18 protein-coding genes are annotated in these 24,313 nt (G+C 60.2%); 10 read left to right on the forward strand and 8 right to left on the reverse strand.

What is annotated here, in order from left to right:
- Positions 1–61: 61 nt before the first annotated feature.
- Complete coding sequence (locus JIN84_RS05320) at positions 62–262, reverse strand: hypothetical protein (RefSeq protein WP_200349970.1); 201 nt, start codon at positions 260–262, stop codon at positions 62–64.
- Positions 263–381: 119 nt separating this feature from the next.
- Complete coding sequence (locus JIN84_RS05325) at positions 382–1,062, reverse strand: M23 family metallopeptidase (protein WP_200349971.1); 681 nt, start codon at positions 1,060–1,062, stop codon at positions 382–384.
- 152 nt (positions 1,063–1,214) lie between these two features.
- Here JIN84_RS05325 and lpdA point away from each other — a divergent pair, with 152 nt between their 5' ends.
- Together lpdA and JIN84_RS05335 are read left to right on the forward strand one after the other, a co-directional pair.
- Positions 1,215–2,594 (forward strand): dihydrolipoyl dehydrogenase, encoded by a 1,380-nt coding sequence (lpdA, locus tag JIN84_RS05330; RefSeq protein WP_200349972.1) that lies wholly within the window; start codon positions 1,215–1,217, stop codon positions 2,592–2,594.
- A gap of 242 nt (positions 2,595–2,836) precedes the next feature.
- Positions 2,837–3,274: a nucleotidyltransferase gene (locus tag JIN84_RS05335; protein WP_200349973.1), complete on the forward strand. Its 438-nt coding sequence runs from the start codon at positions 2,837–2,839 to the stop codon at positions 3,272–3,274.
- A 43-nt stretch (positions 3,275–3,317) separates the two neighbouring features.
- Here JIN84_RS05335 and JIN84_RS05340 read toward each other — a convergent pair whose 3' ends face one another.
- Complete coding sequence (locus JIN84_RS05340) at positions 3,318–4,646, reverse strand: PA14 domain-containing protein (RefSeq protein WP_200349974.1); 1,329 nt, start codon at positions 4,644–4,646, stop codon at positions 3,318–3,320.
- Between the two features lie 329 nt (positions 4,647–4,975).
- Here JIN84_RS05340 and JIN84_RS05345 point away from each other — a divergent pair, with 329 nt between their 5' ends.
- Positions 4,976–7,090 (forward strand): prolyl oligopeptidase family serine peptidase, encoded by a 2,115-nt coding sequence (locus JIN84_RS05345; protein ID WP_200349975.1) that lies wholly within the window; start codon positions 4,976–4,978, stop codon positions 7,088–7,090.
- An 85-nt stretch (positions 7,091–7,175) separates the two neighbouring features.
- On the opposite strand, the gene JIN84_RS05350 is transcribed toward JIN84_RS05345, so the two are convergent.
- Together JIN84_RS05350 and JIN84_RS05355 are read right to left on the reverse strand one after the other, a co-directional pair.
- A complete protein-coding gene (locus JIN84_RS05350) occupies positions 7,176–8,648 on the reverse strand; it encodes a protein adenylyltransferase SelO (RefSeq protein ID WP_200349976.1) in 1,473 nt (490 codons plus the stop codon).
- Positions 8,649–8,732: 84 nt separating this feature from the next.
- Complete coding sequence (locus JIN84_RS05355; RefSeq protein ID WP_200349977.1) at positions 8,733–9,572, reverse strand: all3515 family Zur-repressed PEP-CTERM protein; 840 nt, start codon at positions 9,570–9,572, stop codon at positions 8,733–8,735.
- A 137-nt stretch (positions 9,573–9,709) separates the two neighbouring features.
- Between JIN84_RS05355 and JIN84_RS05360 the strand changes: the two genes are divergently transcribed.
- The 3 genes from JIN84_RS05360 (at position 9,710) to lpxA (ending at position 12,364) form a co-directional block, all read left to right on the forward strand.
- The gene (locus JIN84_RS05360) at positions 9,710–10,429 is read left to right on the forward strand and encodes a type II secretion system protein (RefSeq protein WP_200349978.1); all 720 of its coding nucleotides are present in this window, start codon (positions 9,710–9,712) and stop codon (positions 10,427–10,429) included.
- Positions 10,430–10,431: 2 nt separating this feature from the next.
- Entirely contained in the window at positions 10,432–11,493 is a 1,062-nt protein-coding gene (locus JIN84_RS05365) for a choice-of-anchor M domain-containing protein (RefSeq protein ID WP_200349979.1), read from the forward strand.
- A gap of 97 nt (positions 11,494–11,590) precedes the next feature.
- A complete protein-coding gene (gene lpxA / locus JIN84_RS05370) occupies positions 11,591–12,364 on the forward strand; it encodes an acyl-ACP--UDP-N-acetylglucosamine O-acyltransferase (protein ID WP_200349980.1) in 774 nt (257 codons plus the stop codon).
- Positions 12,365–12,379: 15 nt separating this feature from the next.
- Here lpxA and JIN84_RS05375 read toward each other — a convergent pair whose 3' ends face one another.
- Entirely contained in the window at positions 12,380–13,159 is a 780-nt protein-coding gene (locus tag JIN84_RS05375) for a hypothetical protein (protein ID WP_200349981.1), read from the reverse strand.
- Between the two features lie 346 nt (positions 13,160–13,505).
- Between JIN84_RS05375 and leuA the strand changes: the two genes are divergently transcribed.
- A complete protein-coding gene (gene leuA, locus JIN84_RS05380) occupies positions 13,506–15,188 on the forward strand; it encodes a 2-isopropylmalate synthase (RefSeq protein WP_200349982.1) in 1,683 nt (560 codons plus the stop codon).
- A 151-nt stretch (positions 15,189–15,339) separates the two neighbouring features.
- A complete protein-coding gene (locus tag JIN84_RS05385) occupies positions 15,340–20,691 on the forward strand; it encodes a LamG-like jellyroll fold domain-containing protein (protein ID WP_200349983.1) in 5,352 nt (1,783 codons plus the stop codon).
- Here the strand turns inward: JIN84_RS05385 and JIN84_RS05390 are convergent.
- Positions 20,672–21,835, reverse strand: a complete 1,164-nt coding sequence (locus JIN84_RS05390; RefSeq protein ID WP_200349984.1) for an STM4014 family protein — start codon at positions 21,833–21,835, stop codon at positions 20,672–20,674. The two genes, JIN84_RS05385 and JIN84_RS05390, sit on opposite strands and share 20 nt — an antisense overlap.
- The gene (locus tag JIN84_RS05395) at positions 21,836–22,762 is read right to left on the reverse strand and encodes an STM4015 family protein (RefSeq protein ID WP_200349985.1); all 927 of its coding nucleotides are present in this window, start codon (positions 22,760–22,762) and stop codon (positions 21,836–21,838) included.
- A gap of 55 nt (positions 22,763–22,817) precedes the next feature.
- Here JIN84_RS05395 and JIN84_RS05400 point away from each other — a divergent pair, with 55 nt between their 5' ends.
- Positions 22,818–23,504 carry an HAD family hydrolase gene (locus JIN84_RS05400; RefSeq protein ID WP_200349986.1) on the forward strand — a complete coding sequence of 229 codons (687 nt, stop codon included), beginning with the start codon at positions 22,818–22,820 and terminating at the stop codon, positions 23,502–23,504.
- A 20-nt stretch (positions 23,505–23,524) separates the two neighbouring features.
- Complete coding sequence (locus tag JIN84_RS05405; RefSeq protein ID WP_234043185.1) at positions 23,525–24,313, forward strand: STM4013/SEN3800 family hydrolase; 789 nt, start codon at positions 23,525–23,527, stop codon at positions 24,311–24,313.

Genomic DNA, 24,313 nt, shown 5'->3' on the forward strand with positions numbered 1-24,313 from the left:
ACTGCGGCGGTTCTATTTTGAAAATGAGCCGGTTCCAATGCCGGTGGAACCCTCCATGCGGTCACTTGCCGCCGAACAGGCCACCCAGTCCGCCGAGGAGGCCGCCGAGTTCCGGTGTTTTGCCTGCGAGGACGTCATCAATCATCGAATGATAGCCTGCGGGGATCTTGGATTTCACGAAATCCGCCACCGTCGCAATGGCCTTGTCCGTCATTTCCTCGCTGAGTCCCAGCGCGATGAGTCGTTGTTTGAGTTCGTTCATGGTCGTTGAGGCTGGTATGCCGGTAAATGTCCGGGCGTGCCTGCATCACCGCACGGGAATCCGTGGCGGTCAAGTGGTTCCGGGGCCGGGACGTGGTGGCTTGCGAAAAGGCAATCCCGTCATTTCGACTCTTCCACCGCCAGGGGCGATGGCGAGAGTTCGTCCACCGCCGCATTTCTCAATCCCACGATGGTGGCCGCCGGGTCGAGCCGGTTCAGTGGAAACATCGCGTAACCCGCGCCGATGTCCACACCGTCGCTGGTTCGCATTTCGAAATGGAGGTGTGCCGGGTAGTGGCCGTTCGCGGTGCCGACGATGCCGACCTTTCCGCCGCGCGGGACGAGATCGCCGCGTTTCACATCGATGCGGTGGAGATGGGCGTACATCGAGTGCAGCGGACGGCCATCCGGAGCCCTGTGCGCGATGACCACCAGATTTCCCCAGCCCGGAGACGGCTCGCCCGCGTAAACGACGCGTCCGTCCGCCGTGCAGAAAATGGGGTCGCCGAAGTCCGTGTTCATGCCGCCGATGCCGTTCAGGTCATCACCCGTGTGGTGGCCGCCACGCTTCTCGTTCATTTCCCAGAACTTCTGCGCGTTGTAAACCAGCCCGCCGTGCTCGGTGCCCAGCGCCGGGTCGAACCGAGAGGCGTTGGGGATTTGTGCGGTCTCCCATGCGGAAAGGAAGTTGAACCGATGGTCCACCTCGCCATTCCGCGGCATTTCGAGAGGCGTGTCCGCATCGATCGTTCCGGGGCCGATCCTCCTCAGCATGAGGACGCCGGCCAGCAGGAACAGCATGATTCCGAAAATATACGCGCGGGCCCAATTCACTCCGCCAATACTGGGGATGGGCCGGGAAACATTCAAGACCGCCGTTTCCGCCTTTCCATCTTTGACAATCCCCCCGCGGAACGACAGTTTCTCGCCGCAAACCAGCAATCTTCAATCTTATGGCCTACGATCTCATTGTCATCGGTGGCGGCCCGGCCGGCTACGTCGCCGCCATCCGCGCCGCTCAACTTGGAAAAAAAGTCGCCTGTGTCGAAGCAGACCGCGCCGGGGGCACCTGCCTCAACTGGGGCTGCCTTCCCACCAAGGCCCTGTTGAAAAACGCCGAGCTTTACCACACCCTCTCCCACCGGGCCGCGGAGTTCGGCTTCAAGATCGAAGGATTCAGCTATGACTGGTCCACGGTGATCGGTCGTTCCCGCAAGGTTTCCGACCGCCTCGCCGGCGGCATCGAGTTCCTTTTCAAGAAGAACAAGGTGGACTACATCCGCGGCCTCGGTTCCATCGAAGGCACCGGAAAAGTCGGCGTCATCGCCAACGACGGCAGCCGCACCCTTTATGAAGCGAAGGACATCCTGGTTTCCACCGGTTGCAAATCCCGTGGACTGCCGAACCTTCCGTTCAACGGCAAGAGCGTCATCGGTTCCAAGGAAGCGATGATCCTCGCCGAGCAGCCGAAGGAGCTCATCATCATCGGTGCCGGAGCCATCGGCGTCGAGTTCGCCTACATTTACAACGCCTTCGGCACCAAGGTCACCCTCGTCGAGATGGCCCCGCGCATCCTTCCCGTCGAGGACGACGAGGTCGGTGATGCGTTGGAAAAATCCCTCATCAAGCAGGGCATCCGCGTCCTGACGAACACCAAGATCACCAACGCGGTGGACAAGGGCACGTCCGTGGAGCTCACCGTGGAAGGTCCGAAGGAAAACGGCACCATCAGCGCGCCTGTGTGCCTCGTCGCCATCGGCATCCAGCCCGTCCTTCCCGGCGGCCAGGAGCCGGAGCTGGATCGCGGCTACATCAAGGTCGGCGACCGCTACGAAACCTCCATCCCCGGCGTGTATGCCGCGGGTGACATCACCGGTCCTCCGTGGCTTGCCCACGTCGCGTCGTTCGAAGCCGTCCAGGCGGTCGAAGGCCTCTACGTGGAAGGCCACAAGCCACGCAAGGTCAGGAATTTCCCCGGTTGCACCTACTGCCACCCGCAGGTTGCCTCCGTCGGCAAGACCGAGCGCGCGCTCAAGGCGGAAGGCATCGAATATGTCGTCGGGAAAATCCCGTTCGTCGCCATCGGCAAGGCCATCGCCTCCGGAGAACCGGACGGCTTCGCGAAACTCCTCTACGGCAAGAAGCACGGCGAGCTGCTCGGCGCGCACATCATCGGTGACAACGCCACGGAACTCATCGCCGAGATGGGTCTCGCGCTCGACCAGGAGCTGACCGGCGAGGAGATCCACGCCACCATCCACGCCCACCCGACGATGAGCGAGGTCATCCACGAGGCCACCCTCGCCGCGGAAGGCCACGCGATTCATTTCTGACCATTACCGCCCGTTCTCCACCTCCTCTCCGGCTTATGCCGGGGAGGAGGTCTTGTGTGCGGGATTTCATCTTGTTGTTATCGGGTTCCGCCATTAGGTTTGGCGCGTGGTCGATCCTTTCCAAGAGCCGCTGAAAAAAAGGGTGGGTGGAAGCCTTGCAAGGCTGCCGGTGTTCGCCCGTTTGGAGATGCTCCGCCGGAATGCGTGGATGATCCGCAAAGCCGCATGGTCACCCCCTGCCGATGATGGAACCCTCGTTCGAAAAGTTGTTGGCCTTGCTCGCAGAAGCTGAGGTGAAATTCATCGTAGTCGGTGGCATCGCAGTCTCGATCCAAGGCTACGTCCGTCTCACGGAAGATGTGGATATTCTCATTGAGGACAGTCTTGCGAATGTGAATCGTATGCTGGCACGGTTGGCCAATTATGGAGAAGGATTCGCCCGGGAACTTTCGGCCGAAGACTTCGATGATGAAGAAGGAGCTATCCGCATCGTCGAAGAAACAGAGCAATGTCAGATTGATATTTTCACCCGTATGTCAGGCCGGAAGTATGGAGATGTCATTATCGACGCTGATCGTTTCGAGGTTGGTGGACATCAGGTGGCCATCGCTTCGAAAGGTTCCTTGATTGATTGGAAATCTGCTTCAGTTCGGGAAAAAGACCAGTTTGGCGCTACGTAGATTGCAGCGGGATCCTGATGCGTTCAGGTGATTTATCGGCAGCCTAAATCCCATCCACCATCTGCCCAGGCACGACTTTCCAGGTCGCGTTTTCCAAAACATAAGGAGGCGAGCCGCGCGATTCCTGCGATGGCGCGGGCTGGCTCTGGTCGAGCCGGAAGAGCGGGAGGATCGGTGAACCGGTACTGTCCTTTTCATAGTTCACCCCGTCCTCCTCGATCATCAGCGAGGCACCGAAGAGTCCGCCCAGCTCGCTGATGAGGATTTCCACGGGATAGCGCTGGCCCTGGTTCACGGTGAAGTGCTTGCCAGCCATCAGGCCGCCGCGTTCGTTGTACTGCCCCGCGTTCGAGTAGTCGTAGCTTTTCACCGGGAGATCGTAGCCGCCGCGCCGCGCTTCCTTTTCCGCATCGCGGTTTCCGGAACGTCCGGCGAGCAGGTCGATGGACCCCTTGTCCCAGATCGGTCTCGCCATCCCCGCCGAGTAGTCGCCGCCATCCAGCACGACCTTGGAATTGAAGCGGATCACCAGCACGTTGTCCGCGCGGCCGACGAACCGGAATTTTCCGGAACGCGGCGGGGTGACGTAGCCCCGGTAAAGCGCGACCCAGTTGACCGGCTGGACATCCTTGCCGCAGCCGAACGCGTTCGGGGCCTCCGCTGCGTCCATGATCGGGATGTAGAGTTTCGTTTGATAGAGCGTGTTCGGTGCCTTATAATACTTTTCCAGCAGGCGGATGTTCCAGTTTCCCCGCGTGACGAATTGTGAAATCGCCTCGAGCGTCTCCTTTTCCTGAAATCCGGTCGGCGTGCCGTCCTTGTTCTGTTTCAGGTCGTAAAACGTCCCCACCAGCGCGTCCTTGTCCTGGGTCAGCATGCCGAAGGGGTTTTTCATTCCGCCGCCGGTTCCCAGTCCGGAGCCAAAACCGGCGCCGATCCCTTTTCCGTCTCCGGTTCCTTTTCCTCCGCCGGTACCGCTGCCACCCAAGCCGCCTGCCAGACCGCCGGAACTCATATCGCCCACCGAGACGATGCTTGAGGACTCGTCAGGATCGGGAAGCACGAGGTTCGAAGTCGCGCCGAGCGCCGCGATCCGGGCCATGTTCGGCTGTGTCATCCGCACGCGGTGTTGGTTCGCCTTGGAGTCGGAAAGAGGGGTTCCTCCTCCGCCCGAGGCCGGCATGAAGTCCACCTTTTCCTCTTCGGGCAGGATGATCCGGAACACCCACAGGAACCCGACGATCACGAGGATGAGGTGGAAAACGATCGAGATGAACAACGGTCCGGTGCCGATCTTCTCCCTGAGCGTGCGTTTCCTACCGGAGACGACAGTGGTTTCGGAAGGTGGGGCGGATGGAAGGGTTTTTGCCATGATGAATGAGCGGGATCGTTCCAACACGCGCCCGGAGATTCCTCCGCGCCGTCAGGAAATGGGTTTGGTTGTCCATGCTCTGGCAATCCCTCCCGCAGTCCAAGGATGAAGCTGCTCCCATTTTCTGCAGGAGGGGATTCCCGATTCGTGCCAAGGCCGGCTCCCGGATTTCGGCCATTTGGCTTATTACAAGTCACTTGAACGGACGTTGGAAAATGCCAGCACTCTCAAACTCCGATCGTCCGGCGATGAATGTATTTCACTCGGAAAGACATGATCCTTGTTTGAGAACGCTCTTCCACCGTGTAGTCATCCGGCACCAAAAAACCATGTTCGCCCAAAATCTCATCATCCCCAGCGTTCTCCTCGTCGCCGGTCATCTGACCGCCGCGGAGTTGAAATATCCCGAAGCCCGCAAGGAATCCGTGACCGATGTTTACCATGGCACGGAAGTCAAGGATCCCTACCGCTGGCTGGAAGATGACAATTCGGCCGAGACCAAAGCCTGGGTATCGGCGGAAAACAAGGTGACGGACGGATTCATCAAAACCATCCCGCAGCGCGACGAGATCCACGCGCGGTTGAAAAAATTGTGGAACTACGAACGCATCGGCCTGCCTTACGAAGAGGGCGGGAAATGGTTCTATTCGAAAAACTCGGGCCTGCAGAACCAGGCCGTCCTCTACGTGGCGGACACGCTCGACGGCGAACCCCGCGTCCTCCTCGACCCCAACACGATGTCCAAGGACGGCACCGTGGCCCTTGCCCAGAGCAGGCCGAGCGAAGATGGCAGGCTGCTCGCCTACGCGACCTCCGGCGGTGGCAGCGACTGGTTGGAGATCCGCGTGCGCGACATCGCCACCGGCAAGGATCTGGAAGACCACCTGAAATGGGTGAAATTCAGCGGCATGTCCTGGGCCAAGGACAACAGCGGCTTCTACTACAGCCGCTACGACGCCCCCAAGGAAGGCGCGGCCCTCACGCAGAAGAATGAGTTCCAGAAGTTGTATTTCCACAAGCTTGGCGATCCCCAGGAGAAGGACACCCTCATCTACGAGCGCAAGGACCAGCCCCAGTGGGGCATCGGCGGCGGGGTTACGGAAGACGGCCGCTACCTGATCATCCACCTCTCACAAGGCAGCGACACGAAGAACCGGGTGTTCTATAAATCCCTGGAGACTCCGGATGCGGAAGTGGTCCAGCTTCTGCCGGACGGGGATGCGGACTACGGCTTCCTTGGAAACAACGGGTCGGTGTTCTACTTCAAGACCGACCTTGATGCGCCGCGCTTCCGCGTGATCGCCATCGATACGAAAAATCCCGACCGGAAGGAATGGAAGGAAATCATCCCACAGACCGCCGAGCCGTTGGATGACGTGAGCAAGGTCGGCGGCAAGCTCATCGCCACCTACATGAAGGATGCGAAGAGCCGGGTGGTCCGCTTCGACGCGGACGGGAAGAATCCGAAGGAACTGGAACTGCCGGGCATCGGCACGGTCGGTGGCTTCGGTGGTGAGGAAAAGGACACGAGCGTCTTCTACAGCCACACCAGCTTCACCAACCCGGGTGCGATCTATCAGCTCGATCTGGCCGGCGGCGGAAGCAAGCTTTGGAAAAAGCCGGAGGTTGGTTTCGAGGGCGGGGCGTATGTCACCGAGCAGGTGTTTTTCGAAAGCAAGGACGGCACGAAGGTTCCGATGTTCATCGTCCGCAAGAAGGACGCGCCGATGGACGGTTCCAACAGGACGCTGCTTTATGGTTACGGCGGATTCCAAATCAACATGCTCCCCGGCTTTTCGGTGGCCCGCGCCGTGTGGTTGGAGCGCGGTGGAATCCTCGTCGTCGTGAACCTGCGCGGCGGCGGCGAGTACGGCACCGAGTGGCATGAGGCCGGCAAGATTTCCAAGAAGCAGAATGTCTTCGACGACTTCATTGGCGCGGCGGAAACCCTGATCAAGAAAGGCTACACCAAGTCCGCGAACCTGGCCATCCAGGGCGGCAGCAATGGCGGCCTGCTGGTCGGAGCCTGCATGACCCAGCGCCCCGAACTCTTCGGTGCGGCACTTCCCGCGGTGGGGGTGATGGACATGCTCCGCTTTCAGAAATTCACCATCGGCTGGGCATGGCAGGCGGAATACGGCAGCTCGGACAAGGCGAAGGATTTCCCACTGCTTCACAAGTATTCACCTTACCACGCGCTGAAACCGGAAACCCGCTACCCAGCCACTCTGGTGAGCACGGCGGACCACGACGACCGCGTCGTCCCGGCCCACAGCTTCAAGTTCGCGGCACGGCTGCAGGAATATCAAGCGAAGGACGGCCCGCCGGTTCTGATCCGCATCGAGACCAGCGCGGGTCATGGTGCCGGGACGTCCCTTACCAAAGTCATGGACCGCACGGCGGACGAGTGGGCGTTCCTGGAAGCCGCGCTGCCGGGGAAATGATGGGGATTCTCCTGTGAAAGGCCGCGATAAACGGGTCAGCCGGAGTCGAACCCTCCGAAGCCGGCGGATTTTCCGAATGGTTTTCTCACGTGCCGCAGAAGGTCTGATAGGCCGCACCGCCCTGAGGGGGTGGTGTGGTGTATTCCGGCGGCGCGCTGTCGGCATAGGGGTTTGTCAAAATCTCCAGCAGCCGGTGCGTCACCGTCAGATCTCCCTTGATGGCGGTGTCGAGAGCTTGCTCGACCTTGTGGTTGCGGGGGATCACGACGGGATTGTGGGCGCGCATTTTTTCCACAACTTCGGCGGTTGTGGCCGGCTGGCGGCCGAGCCGTGCGGTCCATTTCTCATGCCATGCCAGAAAGGCGGCATCGATGAACGGCGGCTCCGCGATGGAGGAGGCGGAGCTGAGGGAGCGGAAGGTGTTGGTGAAGTCCTGATGGTTGGCGTGCATCCAGTCGAGGAGTTCCTGGACGAGCGCCGCGTCCTCTTTTTCCGCGGTGAAGAGCCCCAGCTTGGAACGCATCCCTAACAACCAGTATGCTTGGAACCGCGCTTCGAAAGACCCGAGCGCGTCATTGGCGAGGTCGATGGCGATGTTCTGATCCTCATGGAAAAGCGGCAGCAGCGTCTCCGCGAGGCGTGCGAGATTCCAGCGGGCGATCTGCGGCTGCTTGTCGTAGGCATATCGTCCGTAACGGTCGATGGAGCTGAAGACGGTTTCCGGATCGTAGTCATCCATGAACGCGCAGGGCCCGTAGTCGATGGTTTCACCGGAGAGGGCCATGTTGTCGGTGTTCATGACACCGTGGATGAAACCGACGCACAGCCATCTCGCGATCAGGGATGCCTGCCGGTCCATCACCGCTTCGAAGAAGTCGAAGTAGCGGGTGCCGGACCCGGCCAGTTCGGGAAAATGCCGTTTCAAGGTGTGGTCCGCCAGGGCGGTGAGGGCGGGAAGGTCTTCGTGGGCGGCGGCATACTGGAAAGTGCCGACGCGGATGTGGCTGGCGGCGACACGGGTCAGCACCGCACCGGGAAGAAACTCGTTGCGGAAAATCTCCTCACCCGTGGTCGCCACCGCGAGACTGCGGGTGGTGGGGATGCCGAGCGCGTGCATCGCCTCGCTGATGATGTACTCACGCAGCATCGGGCCGAGTGTGGCCCGTCCGTCTCCGCCGCGTGAGTAGCGGGTGCGCCCGGGACCCTTGAGCTGGATGTCGGACCTGATGCCGGAAGGTGCCAGATGCTCTCCCAACAAGATGGCGCGTCCGTCGCCGAGGTTGGTGAAATTTCCGAACTGGTGTCCGGCGTAGGCTTGGGCGATGGGTTCGGAGCCGGGAGGAATTTCATTTCCTGCGAAAATGTCCGCGGCTTTTTCCAGAGCGCCGGCATCCAGACCTAGCGCGCCGGCGAGAGGGCGGTTGAGAATGGCCAGTCCGGGAGCCGGGACCCGTGTGGGCAAGGTGGGAGTGAAGAAGATTTCCGGCAGGCGGGTGTAGGAATGATCCCAGTTCCAGCCAACTGGAGCGGGTGGATTGCCGGATAAGGGGCCTTGCATGGCCCACACTACCCCCATCCCGGTTGATTCAAAATGCGAAAACCGCCGCACCGGAAAATCGATGCGGCGGCGAGGGACCACGGATCAGCGGCGGCGGCGGAACAGTGCAAGGACTCCGAACGCTCCGAGCGATGCGGAAGAAGGTTCCGGAACGACATCGAAACGATATTCGAACGTGCCGGAGTCGCCAAAGATGCCGGACTCATCCGTCAGTTTGAACTGCGCGGTGTAGGTTCCCGGTGAAGCATCCGCATCGGTCCAGAAGACCGGAGTGAAACTGAAGCTGTCGTCGAGGTGGTGGTTGTCGCCCGGGCTGGAGAAGAGATTCAGCACGGTGGAGTTTCCGACGTTCAGTCCGGCGCTGAGCGAAACCAGCTCGAGGTGGACGTCCGCTCCGATGAGCGAACCGTTCCAACGGTTCGCACCGGAGTTGAACAGGATGCTCTCTCCGCTTCCCGGAGAGAAACCGGAGAGTTTTCCGGTGTCCTGGATGGTCGAAAGCGAAAACGGATTTCCCGGCTCGGGCGCGCTGACGAATTTTCCATCGTAGAGGCCGCCGGTCCCCACCGTCATCAGAAGTGGCGGTGCGGTTCCTTCCGGGAGATAGTTCGCCGGGTTGATTTCCGTGGAGGTCTGCCCTTCGCCGAGATTCGGGCCGGTGTATCGGTAGACGCCCTTGCTGTGGTAGTGGTTGCTGGCCGGAGTGTCCGGATAAACGTGCGCATAGAGCAGGGTCAGCCGGTTGAGGTTGGGATTGGACAGCCCGGCGTAGGTTCCGCTGGCGATGGTGGCGAGCCCGTCGACCCCGACATAGTAACTGACGAATGCGGCATCGCCCTCCGGAGCAACCGCGAGCATCAGGGCGGTTGCGACATTCAGGATCGAAATTGGGTTTCTGGAAGATGTGAAGTGTTTGATTTTCATGGGTGTGGATTGATTTCAGGGCTCCCGCTCGGCCTCGTGGGGCTCCGCGAGATGCAAGAGCACTAATGCCATGTATTTCCAAATGCAATAATATTGCATTTGGAAATGTTGTGTATTAATTTTTCGGCGTGAGCCCGTTGAAATGTCCCCGAATCGTTCCGCGACGCCTGCGTCGCGGTTTCACCCTGTTGGAGTTGCTGGTGGTGATGAGCCTGATGATCGGCCTCTGCGCCGTGGGAGCCGCTGTCTGGCGGAAGTCTTCGAGCAGTGCCAAAAAAGTCATCTGCATGGGGAATCTCCGGACCATCGGTGTGGCGATGCACGCCCATGCCCAGGAGAACGGCGGTGTCCTGCCGCTGACGACCCATTCCACCACTCTCGATCAGGCCTGGATCTACCGTTTGGAAGATCATCTGGGAAACTTCGACGAAGTGCGGATCTGTCCTTCCGATCCAAGAGGAAAGGAACGGCTCGAGGCGCGTGGCACCAGCTACATTCTCAACAGCTTCGTTTTTGTCCCATCGGTCGATGCCTTCGGCAGACCCCGGGGGAAGGCGATGAACCGGCTGATCAACATGGATGACCCGACACGGACGCTGCTCGCCACGGTATGCTCGGACGATGTCGGAGTCGCACCGGGAAATGATCACACCCACTCCGAAAGCTGGAAGAAATGGTCGGTCGTTTGCCGCGATATCGCCCCAGGGCGTCACGGCTCTTCCCGCGGCGATGGCATGGACGGCGGCTCGAACTATCTCTACGCCGACGGCCATGTCTCGTTCATCCGGGCGACCGAACTCAAGCGCCAGATCGAATCCGGCATCAACCCCGCGCAACCTCCCGGATGGAACCCATGACCATGAGAACCTTCAGTACCTGTTTCATCATCCTCGCGATCCATCAGCAGGCGATGGCGCTTTTCCCACTTCAGGATCACATCGATCTCAGGGTCGCCTACCGGTCCTCCATGCAGGACTGGCAATGGAGCCTGATGACGGAGGGTGAGAATGTGGATCCTTCGCTCGCCTATTTCCCGGCAAGAGATGCGGAGTATCCGGACGGGGAAAGGGATTACCGCCCGCCGGGAAATGAATGGAATTTCCTTGGAGTCCGGGAGGGCGGGCCACTGTGGATTTATCCGGAATCCAGCAGCGCTCATTCGTGGCTTGGCTTTGACAACACGGCTTCAGGCCTGATGGATCCGGTGAGGTTCAAACTCGTGAAAGTCCTCGGTCCGTCCGGAGGCCATTTCGCGCTCTACCGGGTGATTTCAGGGATGCCTGTGGTCTTCATGTCCACCCACGACGGGATCAGCGAAGGTGACGTTTTTTCCAAGCCCGCCGGTCATCATCATTTGAACTGGTCTTTCAGCAGAGCTGGGATGTGGGCGGTGGATCTCAAGGTTTCCGCCAGCCAATCCGGTGGCAGGGGACCGGCCGTGGCCGGCCCGACCGACACCACCCGGTTGTTTTTCGCGATCGGAAAACAGGCGGAGTGGCGTGCCCGCAACTTCGCCGCCGCCCATGTGATGGACGAATCCATCGCCGGAGCCAACGCCGATCCGGACCACGATGGTTGGTCGAACCTGCTGGAATACGCCTTCGGAGGAAATCCGCTGATGACCGGCCTGCACCGTGCGAACTCCCGGACCTCCGCGGCTCCTGTGCATGGAGTCGTCCAGCATCTCGGAAAACCCCATGCCACCATCACCTTCTTCCGCCATCGGGACCCACAGGCCGCGGGCATCGGATATGCCGTGCAATGGCAGGCAGGCCTCGCGGACTCCGGGTGGACGGAAGGGGGGGTGGTCCACCAGACGCAGGCCGTCGACGCCACGTGGGAGCGTGTGACCATCCGAGACCCCGCGGAATTGACTGCGGATCCGGGATTCGTCCGGATCCGGATCAACACCCTGCGGTGAGGACGATTCCGCCGGAATCCGGGGCTTGTTTTCCGCCGCCGGGAGCCTGCGGAAAAAAACCTCGTCTTTTCCCCGCTGATCCGCAGACATTTGCCGGGTGATCCACCCTACCGCCATTGTTTCTCCTGCCGCCAAAATCGGGCACAACGTCCGCATCGGGCCCTATTGCATCATCGGTGCGAATGTGGAACTCGGTGATGATTGCGTGCTGCACTCGCATGTGGTCCTCGAAGGCCATTCCAAATTCGGCAAGGGCAACGAGTTCTTCCCGTTCTCCATGCTCGGCGGGAAAACGCAGGACCTGAAATACATCGGCGAGCCGACCTACCTTGAAGTGGGCGACCACAACGTGTTCCGGGAAAACGTCACCGTGCATCGCGGCACCTTTGAAAACCTGCCGACCCGCATCGGCTCGCACAACCTGATGCTGTGCTACTCCCACGTCGCCCATGACTGCCAGCTCGGCGATCACATCATCCTTTCAAACTCCGTCGGCATCGCGGGGCACATCATCATCGAGGACCACGCCATCGTTTCCGGCGTGGCGGCGGTGCACCAGTTCTGCCGCATCGGGAAGCACTCCATCGTCGGAGGATGCTCGAAGGTGGTGCAGGACGTGCCACCGTATATGATCGTGGATGGAAACCCTGCGAACACCCGCGGCATCAATCTCGTGGGCCTGCAACGCCGGGGGTTCTCCGAAGACGACATCAAACACCTCAAGCTCGCTTACAAAAAACTCTTCCTGAAAAAGGACGGAAATCTCTCCACCGCGCTCAGTTCCCTCAAGGCGACCCATTCGGCGGACACGCCCCAGGTCGCGCATCTCATCAAATTCGTCGAGGAGTCCGAGCGCGGTGTGACGCGGTGAGCGGGACGTGCGGCCTCAGTCGATGGCCGGAACCTTGCAGGTGACGTTGATATCGAACGGGCTCTCGTCCTTGTCGTTGCTCCAGATGTGGAGGCGGGCCCTTTTCGTGGTGAGTGGTGCCTTGCCATCATAACTCACGGTGAAGATTGCTCTTTTTCCCGGGGCCAGTGTGGTCGTCTTCAGCTTGCTGACGCTGAATTTCGAGCGATCCGCGCCGGTGGTGGTGATCCTCAGTCCTTTCAAGGGAGTGGCACCGGCGTTCTTGATGACGAGATCGTAGGAAAACGATGGGTTCCCCAGAGCATCAATGCCAAGATCGACCGTGGATTTGCCGTCGTACAGCTTCCAGGAATAATCCGAGCCCGCTCCCCGGACGGTGATCTCGTGGGGAATCGTGACCTTGGGCTTGATGTGGAATATTCCGTTTACAGGCTGGTCGAACTGGGGAGAAGCGGTCATCCGGAAAGTTCCCACGCCATCCGAAACGGATAAGGTCAGGGTGATCGGATCCTCCGAAAGTCCGGCAAGAACGATGGATGTCACGCCTCCGCGGCGGGTCATGGTGAATGAACCGTTGATGTCATTCATCGGCCTGCTGAAATTGAAATCATGTGACGAAGGCTTCAGCTTCAATTTCCAACCGGGCTCCTGTCCGGGGGCGGTCGTCTCGGGCGAGTTCATGAATACCAGCGCCCTCCCATCGGCAATGGCCGCGGCGAGTTGTGAATCGGTCAGGGCGTGGGCCTGGACGATAGAGAAAACAAACAGAACGAGGGAGAGGAGGGGACGATTCATAAAGGCGGCTCATAACGATGACACCCGCTGACGATTGGCAATTGAAAACACCGGAAATATCAGATGGATTTTGAAATGCCGGAAGCACCGGATCCCGAAGGGAAAGGCTCCTCCATCCCTCCTCAGGAAGCGTTCGATTTTCCCGCATCCGGAATTTCCCGTTTGACCGGGCCGGGAAAATTCCTAGGCTCTCGGGCGTGAACCTCCTTCTCAACGGCTATTTGCTGCGCCCCCTTCTTCTAGGGTTGGCCTCCCGTTGACCCATCCCCACCTGCCACTTTTGTTCACAGGCCCGCCCGTTTTTGAGGCGCTGCCACCCTTTGTTCACCTTTTCCTATTTTAAAAAATGCATCCGAATTCTCTCTCGAAATACCGGCCTTTCCCGCCGGTTTCCCTGCCCGACCGCACCTGGCCCGACCAGATCCTCGACCACGCGCCGCAGTGGTGCTCGGTGGATCTCCGCGATGGCAACCAGGCCCTGCCGCAACCGATGTCGATCGAGGAGAAGCTCGAATTTTTCGACCTGCTCGTGCGGGTGGGCTTCAAGCAGATCGAGGTGGGCTTTCCATCCGCCGCGGACACGGAGTTCAATTTCCTGCGCCGCTTGATCGATGAAAACCGCATCCCGGAGGATGTGACGATCCAGGTGCTCGTCCAGACGCGCGAGGCGCTCATCCGCCGCACCTTCGAAGCCATCGACGGGGCGAAGCGAGCGATCGTCCACATCTACAATTCCACCTCTCCGTTGCAACGGCGGGTGACCTTCGGCGATGCGTCGCGCGAATCGATCAAACAGATCGCGGTGGACGGTGCGGAACTGGTGAAGAAGCTCGTGCCCACGATTCCGCGCACGGAGGTGGTGTTGCAATATTCTCCTGAGTCGTTTTCCGACACGGAACTGGATTTCGCCTTGGATTGCTGCAACAGCGTCATCGACGTCTGGCAGCCGACGCCGGAACGGAAGATGATCGTCAACCTGCCCGACACGGTGCAATGGACCACGCCGAACATCCACGCGGACATGATCGAGTGGATGTGCCGGAATCTGAAAAACCGCGAATCGCTCGTCGTTTCCCTGCACACCCACAATGACCGCGGCACCGGTGTCGCGGCGACCGAACTCGGCCTGATGGCGGGCGCGGATCGGGTGGAAGGCACGCTTTTCGGCAATGGCGAGCGCACGGGCAATCTCGACATCGTCACCGTCGCGCTGAACCTGAATAGCCATGGCGTGGCGACGGGACTCGATTTCTCCGACCTCCAGTCCATCCGGAACGTTTACGAGCGGGTCACCCGCCTGACCGTCCCGGAGCGCCAGCCATATGCCGGTGAACTTGTCTTCACCGCATTTTCCGGTTCGCACCAGGATGCCATCAAGAAGGGTCTGGACCGCCGGGAAAAGGAAACCGCCTCGGAACCCGAGGTGCCATGGGGCGTGCCTTACCTGACCATCGATCCGCAGGACATCGGCCGCTCTTATGAGGCGATCATCCGGATCAATTCGCAGTCGGGCAAGGGCGGGGTCGCCTACGTCCTCGACCGCGAGCATGGTTTCGATCTGCCGAAGACGATGCACCCGCAGGTCGGCAAACGCATTTATGATCTCGCTGACGAACACGGGCGCGAGCTGTCCACCGACGAAATCCGCGAGGCTTTCTTCCGTGAGTTCGTGAATCTGGCCAGTCCGCTTGATGTGACCGACTACGAACTCGTCCACCACACCACCGAGCGCGGGCAGGTCCAGTGCAAGGCGAGCATCACGCTGGATGGAGAGGTGAAAACCGTCGAAGGCTTGGGCAACGGTCCGATCAACGCCTTCGTCCACGCGCTGGAGGGCATCGGCCTGAAGGATTTCAAGGTCACCGACTACCGCTCGCATGCCGTGCGCGGAGGCTCGGACGCGAACGCCGCCGCCTACGTCCAGCTCCAGGCGGAGGACGGCCGCATCCTCTGGGGCGCGGGCGTGGACCCGTCGATCGAGATGGCGGGTCTCAAGGCGTTGGTCACCGCGTGGAACCTGCTGCGGTAGATGACGGACGAGAGATGATCTACGGGTGAACATTTCCTCGTAGATCATCGCCCGCATTCATCACTCATCGATCCTTTCCTCCCCTTTTTGAGGCCTTGACCGTGGCCACGACTCCCGTGAGCTTCCCCCAATCATAGAAAACCCTCCATCCGTGGCGAGATTGCTCGCCGTCGTGGCTCACTGCGCCCTCGTCCTGCCTGTCTCGGCGGAGCTGACGAACCGTTGGTCTTTCGGCAATGACGCGGGATCGGCCCCCGCCGGCACCACCGTGAGCGACCGCGTGGGTTCTTCCGCCGCGACCGTGGTGGGCATGAACGCGAGTTTTACCGGAACGTCGCTCACCTTGCCCGGTTCGACGACCGGCAATCAGACACCTGCCGCCATTTCGGCTTACGTGGATCTGCCCAACGGACTGATTTCCTCGAAGACCAATCTCACCGTGGAAATCTGGGCCACGCCGATGTCGGTGAAAAACTGGCAGAGGCTTTTCGACTTCGGGCGCATGGCCAGCAACAACGGCCAGTTGAGCGCGAACGCCCGTGGAGACGGTGCGTCGAGCGGTGAAATCCTGCCCACGGCCACCGCGGCCCCGGCGAACGCCACCTCGAGCGACGACCTCGCCATGGCATTTCATCGTGACAACACCGCGAACACGCAGCGTGTCATGGCCAAGCTGGACGGGGCCGCGGAACTCGGCAGCAACACAGGTGCGGCTCTGGCAGCCGGGACCCAGTATCACTTCGTGTGCACCTTCACCGACGGCGCGGGGGGCGCCGGTGCGTCGGGGGGGCAGGTGGCATGGTATTTGAATGGGACGCTCATCTCCACGCTGGACGTCAATTTCCATCTTTCCGAGATCCAGGACCGCAACAACTGGCTGGGCCGGTCGATGTACACGGCGGACAGCAACGCGAACATTTCCTACAACGAGGTGCGGCTCTACAACCACGCCCTCACCCCGGCGGAGATCTCCGCCAATCTCACGGCCGGTCCCGACAATCTCGGCGAGCCCGAGGTCGTCCCCGCACCGGTCCCTGACCACCTCTGGACTTTCACCACCCAGGCGGATTCGGAAGCTTCCTCCGGCACGGCATTCACCGACAGTCTGGGCGGGAAAATCGCGACGTTGCGCGGCAATGGCGGCTCTCTCACCGGTGGTGCCGTCGTCCTTCCCGGCAGCACGACCGGCAATCAGACCGCGGCGACCATTTCCGCCTATCTGGATCTGCCGAACGGCATCGTCACCGCCACGCCGAGCGTGAGCTTCGAGGCATGGGCCGCGCCGTTGTCATCGAAAAACTGGGCTCGTCTTTTCGACTTCGGACGCTGTGTCTCATCCCACGGAGCGGGCGCGGCTCCAGGTGAAATCCTGGATACCGCCGTCGCTCCGGGAAACACCTCCGCCTACGACAACCTCAGCCTCACCTTCAACAACGCGGGAAACATGAATTCCCAACAATTGGAGGGCCAGTATGACGGCAATCCCGCGCAATACACCTTCACCACCGCCGCCACCACGGCGGGCACGAAGTATCATTACTTCTTCGTCGTCGAGGACACCTCCACCGGCTGCCAGGTGCGGTGGTATCGGAATGGCGCGCTGCAGAATACCGCGAACTTCGCCTTCCATCTGTCTGGCATGGAAGACGTGAACAACTGGATCGGCCGCTCGATGTACACGGGGGATTCGAATTCACATCTTTCGCTCGACGAACTCCGCATCTACCGCCGTGTCGTGACCCCGGCGGAAATCCTCGCCAGCTATGCCGCCGGGCCGGATCCGACCATCGGTCCGCCGGAGCCACCGGTTCCCGCACCACTGCCGTCGCGGCGCTGGAGCTTTGACTCCCCCGCTGGAAACGCCGTTTCCGGCACTGAATTCCTCGATACCGCTACCGGAGAAATCGCCACGGTCCGGGGAAACGGAGCCACCACCAACGGCACCGAGCTCATCCTGCCATCCACCGCCACCACCGGGAACCAGTCCGCCACCAACATCTCCGCCTATCTGGATCTGCCGGATGGAATCATCTCCTCACGCCCGAGCATGACCGTCGAGGCGTGGCTCACTCCGCTGTCATCGAAAAACTGGCAGCGTATCTTTGACTTCGGAAACACCACCTTCACCAGCGGGCCTGGTGCTTCCACCGGAGAAATCATCGACGGCCCGAACGCACCGGGAAATTTTGTCTCGAACGACAATCTTTTCCTTTCGCTCAACAACGGCGGAACGCTCGGTTCGAACCGGGTCGAGGCGAAGCTGGCGAACGGGGCCGCCACCGCATTGAACACGGACCTTTCCTCCACCACCACCGTCGGCACCCAGTACCAGTTCACCATGACCGTCGCCGATGGCGCGGGTGTAAGTGGTGCGACGGGTTGCCTGGTGAAATGGTATCGCAACGGCGTGCTGGGCGGCTCCATCGATCTGCCCTACCGCCTGCCGGATCTCCACGACGTGAACAACTGGATCGGCCGCTCGATGTGGGCCGCCGATTCGAACGCTCATTTCAGGCTCAACGAACTCCGCCTCTACGATCGCGCCATCTCCGCCGCGGAGGTGAATTCATCCTTTGCCGCGGGTCCGGATGCCGTGTTTCCCCCACCTGTCGCGGCGGGTGACGAGGCGACCATCCACCCGGATCAGAAGGTGCTCGTGGACGTGTTGGAAAACGACACCGGAGGACCGCTGCCCGGAACTTTGGAAATTCTCATTCCTCCCGCCACCGGGACCGCCACGGTTTCCAATGGAAAAATCCTCTATGCCCACCATGGCGCCGGAACGGCACCCGTCACATTCACCTATCGCGTGGGAAATATCAGCGGGAACACCGCGACAGGCACCGTCACCATCCGCTTTTCAAACAGCCTCCGTCTCACCAATGAAAAACTCGCCATGCCCGCGGCTCCGCCGACGAACGCCTGGCAGCTTGTGGAGGGATTGCCCGGTCTCACCTTCAACCAACCTCTCTGCCTCACCTCTCCACCGGGTGACGCCAGGAGGTTGTTCATCTGCGAGCGGATGGCGAAGATCAAGCTCGTCCCGGACGTGACGGCGACCTCGCCGACCCAGAGCACCTTCCTGGATCTGCAGACGGCCATCGCCGGACGCACCCCCACCGAGACCATCGAGGGTGGAGGGAATGCCGAGCATGGTTTGCTGGGTCTCGCCTTCCATCCGCAGTATGCGTCCAACGGTTATTTCTACGTCGCCTACACCGTCCGCATCAGCACGATCTACTACCAACGCATCTCGCGCTTCCGTGTCGGTTCTGATCCGGCTGTGGCTGATCCATCCTCCGAACTGATCCTGCTCCAGCAGCTCGACGAGGGTTCGAACCACGACGGCGGAGACCTCCACTTCGGCCCCGCGGACGGCTATCTTTACTACGCCGCGGGAGACGAGGAGAACCCGAACGATTTCCGTCTGAACAGCCAGAAGGTGAACAAGGACTTCTTCGGCGGTGTGTTCCGCATCGATGTGGACAAGAAGCCCGGCAACCTCGAACCCAATCCACACGCTGCGATTCCCACCGACGGCGGGATCGCGCGGTTTTCCGTTCCCGCGGACAATCCCTACGTCCACACCAGCCTCGGCGGCACATGGGATGGCACTTACAACGGAGTGGAAATTTCTCCACTCGCGAACATCCGCACCGAGTTCTGGGCCACCGGATTGCGTCACGTCTGGCGCATGTCATTCGACTCCGTGACCGGCGACCTCTGGGCCGGAGACGTCGGCCAGGACACCTATGAGGAGGTGAACAAAGTGGTCAAAGGCGGCAACTACGGTTGGGTTTATCGCGAAGGAAAACACAACACCGCTTTCACCAATCCCGTGCCGCCGGCCAAGCCCGCGGGATTCACCAGCATCGATCCCGTTTACGAATACGTCCACGCCGCCATCTCCGGGGATGCGAATTTCAAGGGGAACTCCGTTGTGGGAGGATACGTCTATCGGGGAACGCGTTATCCATCGCTGGTGGGCACTTATGTTTTCAGCGACTCTGTTTCGGGTCATGTCTGGCAGATGGACACGGCGACGGGGGCCGTAGGCCGCCTGACGGGCTTGCCCGGTGCCTATGGGGTTTTTTCCGCCCAGGGGATCGATCCCTCGAACAAGGATCTGTTTTTCTGCGCGTATCTCACCGGGAAAATCATGCGCCTCACCACGGGCAGCACGGCGAACGACGGATTCCCGAAAACCCTGACCGCCACCGGATTGTTCTCGGATCTCACCGACCTGTCACCCGCGCCCGGCCTGCTTCCCTACCAGCCGAACCTCACGTTCTGGAGCGACTTCGCGGTCAAGCGTCGCTGGTTCACCATTCCCGATGCCGGGAGCAGGATGACCTGGAGCAAGGACGGAAACTGGACCTGCCCCACGGGCATGGTCTGGGTAAAGCACTTCGACCTCGAACTCAGCCGGGGAAATCCGGCGACCAGGAAACGCATCGAGACCCGCGTCCTCGTGAAAACCGATACCGGCAGCTACGGAGTCAGTTACCGTTGGAACGAAGCACAGACCGAAGCGACCCTGGTGGAGGATGCGGGAGCGGAGTTCGATGTGGCCATTGACGACCACGGCACGCCCCACACCCAACGCTGGCAGATCCCCAGCCGGTCGAGCTGCCTCACCTGCCACACGCCGCAGGCCGGGCACGCGCTTTCCTTCAACACCCGCCAGCTCAACATGGATTTCAACATCAACGGCTACGGTGGAAACCAGTTGGAGACCCTGACAAACAACGGTTTTCTCACAAATGCCCCGGACCCCGTGGCAACGCTCGCCCGCCACGTCCGGCCGGAGGAAACGCAGTATCCGCTGGAGCAACGGGCCCGCTCCTACTTCGCCGTGAATTGTTCCTACTGCCATCAGGCGGGTGGCAGTGTCGGTGGATTCTGGGATGGCCGCGCCCATCTGACGCTTGAGGAAACCGGGCTCATCCACGGTGCCGCGGTGAACAACGGCGGGAGTTCGCTGAACCAGTACATCGTGCCCGGCGACACCACCCACAGCATCGTGCTCAACCGCATGGCCGGAACCAACGGCTTCGGACGCATGCCCCCGCTGGGGAGCTCGGAAACGGACCCCGCCAACATCCAGCTCATCACCGAGTGGATCAACAACGAGCTGCCGAACCGTCCGCTTTACGACCAATGGCGCGATGGATTCTTCAGCGTGTTCGACTCGAAAGGGGACAAGAACGCCGACCCGGACGGAGACGGCGTCACCAACTATCAGGAATACCTGTTGGGCAGCTCACCTCTCTCCGGCGGCGGATCATGGCAGGCGGCCATTTCCGATGGTTCATTGAACTTCCTCAGGAAATCCCATCGCTATTATTCCATCCAGACCAGTAACGAGCTGGGCCAATGGCAGCCATGGTCCATCCCGGAATTGGAAAACAGCTACAAAGCCACCGACGAGCCGATTCAGATCCCGTTGCCTGAGAGCCCCGATGGCAGGCAGTTCTTCCGCTTCAAGGTGAGCGAGCCGTGAGATGCTGCGGTGGTGCTTGGGCCCACGCTCGCAATTCCGCTTCGTAGGTGTCCATTCCGTTCCACAGCACTTTTGGCAGGAGATCTCCGAATGCGTTCACCTCGGCGACCACGAAACGGCGGAAGGAGGAATCCACCATGAGATCAACCGCAAGGTAATGGCATCTGGAAAAGCAGACTGCGGCAGCTTCCGCTGTGCGCATTGCGGCAAGCCATTTCGCCTCTCCCAGCTGGGTTCGTACCGCATCCGCATCACCGCGCTGGTTTCCAAGATGGAGGTTGGTGATCGGAGAGCGGCTGGTTCTCACCACAACGTGGGCGGCTTGTCCGGCAATGACAAGAATCCGCAGATCATAAGTCCGTCCACCGATGGAAGCCTTGGGAATCCATCTTTCCGCCATCGCACGCTCTTGGCAGATGGCATCCACCCGTTCGCGGATTTGTGACAGATCCTTGAGTTTTTCGAGACGCAGGGAATTGTGGACATGCTGATTTCCAGAAAAAACCGCCGAGGTGGTGGCTTGCCAGCGGTTCCGGCCGTCTGTTTCCAAAGCGATCACTCCGGAGGCGGATGAACTGTGACATGGCTTGAGGAAAACCCGGGACAGTCCGGCTTCGCTCATGCGGTTGTGAAGATCCTGGAAGTCTCTGCAAATTCCCAGATTCTTGGCGATCGGAACTCCGGCATCATGAAGAAGCTCCTGAGTGGCAGCCTTGTCGAATGCCACGGCAATGTCCAAAGGTTCGTTCATGATCGGGACGCCTGAAACATCAGCCGCGGATTGGATGATTCCCAAGGCCGAGAACCAGCCGTGATACCATTGTCGCTGCAATCGCACGCGCCCGGGATCTTCCTCAAGGTTCCCTGCGTCTGCTGCGGAAATCCAAGGCCAGAGATTCTCCACCTGGGACGTTCCACTTCCCAAGCAGATCAACCGCCGTTCCACTTCAAAATCCTCACCTGCGGACTCGATACGCAAGGCGCATGCTCCCTGCAGATGTTCATGAAGCGGGAAATCATCCCGCAGGACGTTGATCCATGGCAGTATCAGGGGCTCCGGATGCCCAACCCTTACACAGGCGTCCCGGAAGAACGCCGCACGCCGGTTCCCGGGGTTGCAGATGAGGGCGATGCGTCCGCTCATCTATTCGCCCACCGCCACGTAGCGGTAAATTTCTCCATTATATTCGTCCGGTTTTTCCTGTCCGTCCACGTCCACCTCGATGCCGAGAGACTGAAAACGGTTGGCCACGGATTCCGAGATGAAGTTCCTGTGGAGATTGAGTTTTTTGAGATTTCTCACCCGTGGGCTGTCCAAAAGCTTTGCCGCGCCTTCGTCAGTCATGACACCAAGTGAGAGATCCAGGGATTCCAGTTTGTCCAATATCGGAGAGTCTGCCAGCGCTGTGGCGATTTCGTTCTGGATGTCGCTGTTTCCAAGCGCGAGATGTTTCAGTTTCGGAAAAATCTCCGGATTCAAAAGCGGCAGGACATCCGTCAGGGAACCGTCGAATCCGTATTCGTCCGTTCCAAGCCACAACTCGAGACGCTCCAATTCGGGAAATGCGGAATCCGCGATGCCATGCAGCACCGCCTTCGGCATGCCGCCGGTTTCGATGATCAACCGCTTGAGTCCCAGATGTCGGCAGGGCTGGAATGCGAGTCCGTCCTGCCCGCGGGACCGCAGTTCCTCCAATTCAGGGAAAATCCGCAGGACCCGCGAAATGTCGCCCTGTTGGATCCACGACATCTCGTTCTCTTCCTGGGTGATGTCACCGAGAAACATTCCCCGCAGCTTGGGAAGCTTGGCACGGCCTGATTCCAAGAGGTCGAGAAACGCCTCCTGCCCCGTTTCTCCGCCTGCCTCGTCGGCCATTCCAAAAATGATCGCCACCGTATCCGCGACTTCGGGCGATTCCAGGTAGCGTTGGAAATGTTCGAGCGGGCTTTCTTCCGCATCATAGGAATAACCGAAGCGATAGATGGCCCCGGAAGGCTGGAATCGCGTGTCGCCCGAGGCTTCTTCGACCGGCAGGCCGAACCAATTTTCAAGATGCGAATCGTTGAGCATGGAAGAGATGGTTTTTGATCGAAAGCTCTGATTCAGATGACATGATCCGTCGGCGATGCAAAGTTTTTTCCCGGATATCAAAGCCGTCGCCTTCGATTTGGACGACACCTTGTTTGACCGGGAGGAGTCTGTTAGGTCGTTGCTGGGTTCATGGCTCGGCCCTGTTCCGTCCGGAACCATGGAGGAAATTTTATGGCGGGATGCGGGCGGCCATTCTCCCCGCGAACTTTTTTTTGACTGGCTCGGAAAGACTTTTCCGGGACTGGGCGATGATCTGTGGAGGCGCTTCCGGGAGGAGATTTCCGCGCATGTCATGGTTGATCCGGCCGCTCGCGGGTTGTTGGAGCAAATTGCCTCCAGCGGTCTTTCCCTTGGCTTGTTGTCGAATGGCGGCACGGTCCATCAGTTGGCCAAGCTGCAAGCCACCGGACTGGCCGGGTATTTTCTGCCGGAGCGCGTTCTCATTTCCGAAGCGCTTGGTATGGACAAGCCGGATCCCGGGGCATTCGTCGCTTTGACCGGAGTGCTGGGCTTGCCCCCGGAGCACATTCTTTTCATTGGAGATGATCCTGTGTTCGATGTCGCAGGGGCGAAGTGCGCCGGATTGAAGACCTGCTGGCTGAGAAGGCGTAATGGGAGTGGAAACTGTGGAGATGCAGATCTCGCGATTGATTCATTGTTTGAATTGATGAACCCCTTCCGGCGATTGGCGATGCTGGACAAGGCAATCCCCGACGTTTAGCTCATCACATGCCTCCGGACATGAATCAGCTTCTCGGCACACACGATCTGGTCTGGGTCGTGCCGGATGCCTTGCGATTTGATGTCGCGGAGCGGGAAATGCGAAATGGCGGCACGCCGAATCTGGCCGCGCTTTTTCCCAGCGGCTGGGAAAAACGGCACTCGCCAGGGAGTTTCACCTTTCCGGCGCATCAGGCGTTTTTCGCGGGATTCCTGCCGACGCCTGCGGACCCGGCAGCTGATAGACAACGGCTTTTTGCGGCACGTTTCGCGGGCAGCGAGACCGCCGGTGCAGGCACGGTGTTGTTTGACGAGCCGGACATCGTCCATGGTTTGGAGGCGAGGGGCTATCATACATTGTGCATCGGAGGAGTGGGTTTCTTCAACCGCCAGACGGAGCTCAGCAGGGTGTTACCCGGCTATTTCGCGGAGAGCCATTGGTCCGAGGAAACCGGCGTCACCCATCCGGACTCCGCTCGCATCCAGTTCGAACTCGCGGCGCGCCGGCTTGGCGAGATACGGGTGGACCAGAAGGTTTTCCTGTTCGTCAATCTCAGCGCGATCCACCAACCGAACCGGCATTATATTCCCGGTGCCAGGGAGGACAATCTGGCAACCCATGCGGCGGCGCTGCGGGAGGTGGACAGCCGGTTTCCGATCCTGCTGGAAGCGTTGAAATCCCGAGGCCCGGTTCATTTGCTGGTATTTTCCGACCACGGCACGCTTTACGGTGAGGATGGATTCACCGGACACCGCTTCGGCCATCCTGACATCTATACCGTGCCGTATGCAGCGGCTCTTCTTCCCTGA

This window comes from Luteolibacter yonseiensis, from assembly GCF_016595465.1.
Taxonomy (GTDB): Bacteria; Verrucomicrobiota; Verrucomicrobiia; order Verrucomicrobiales; family Akkermansiaceae; genus Luteolibacter; species Luteolibacter yonseiensis.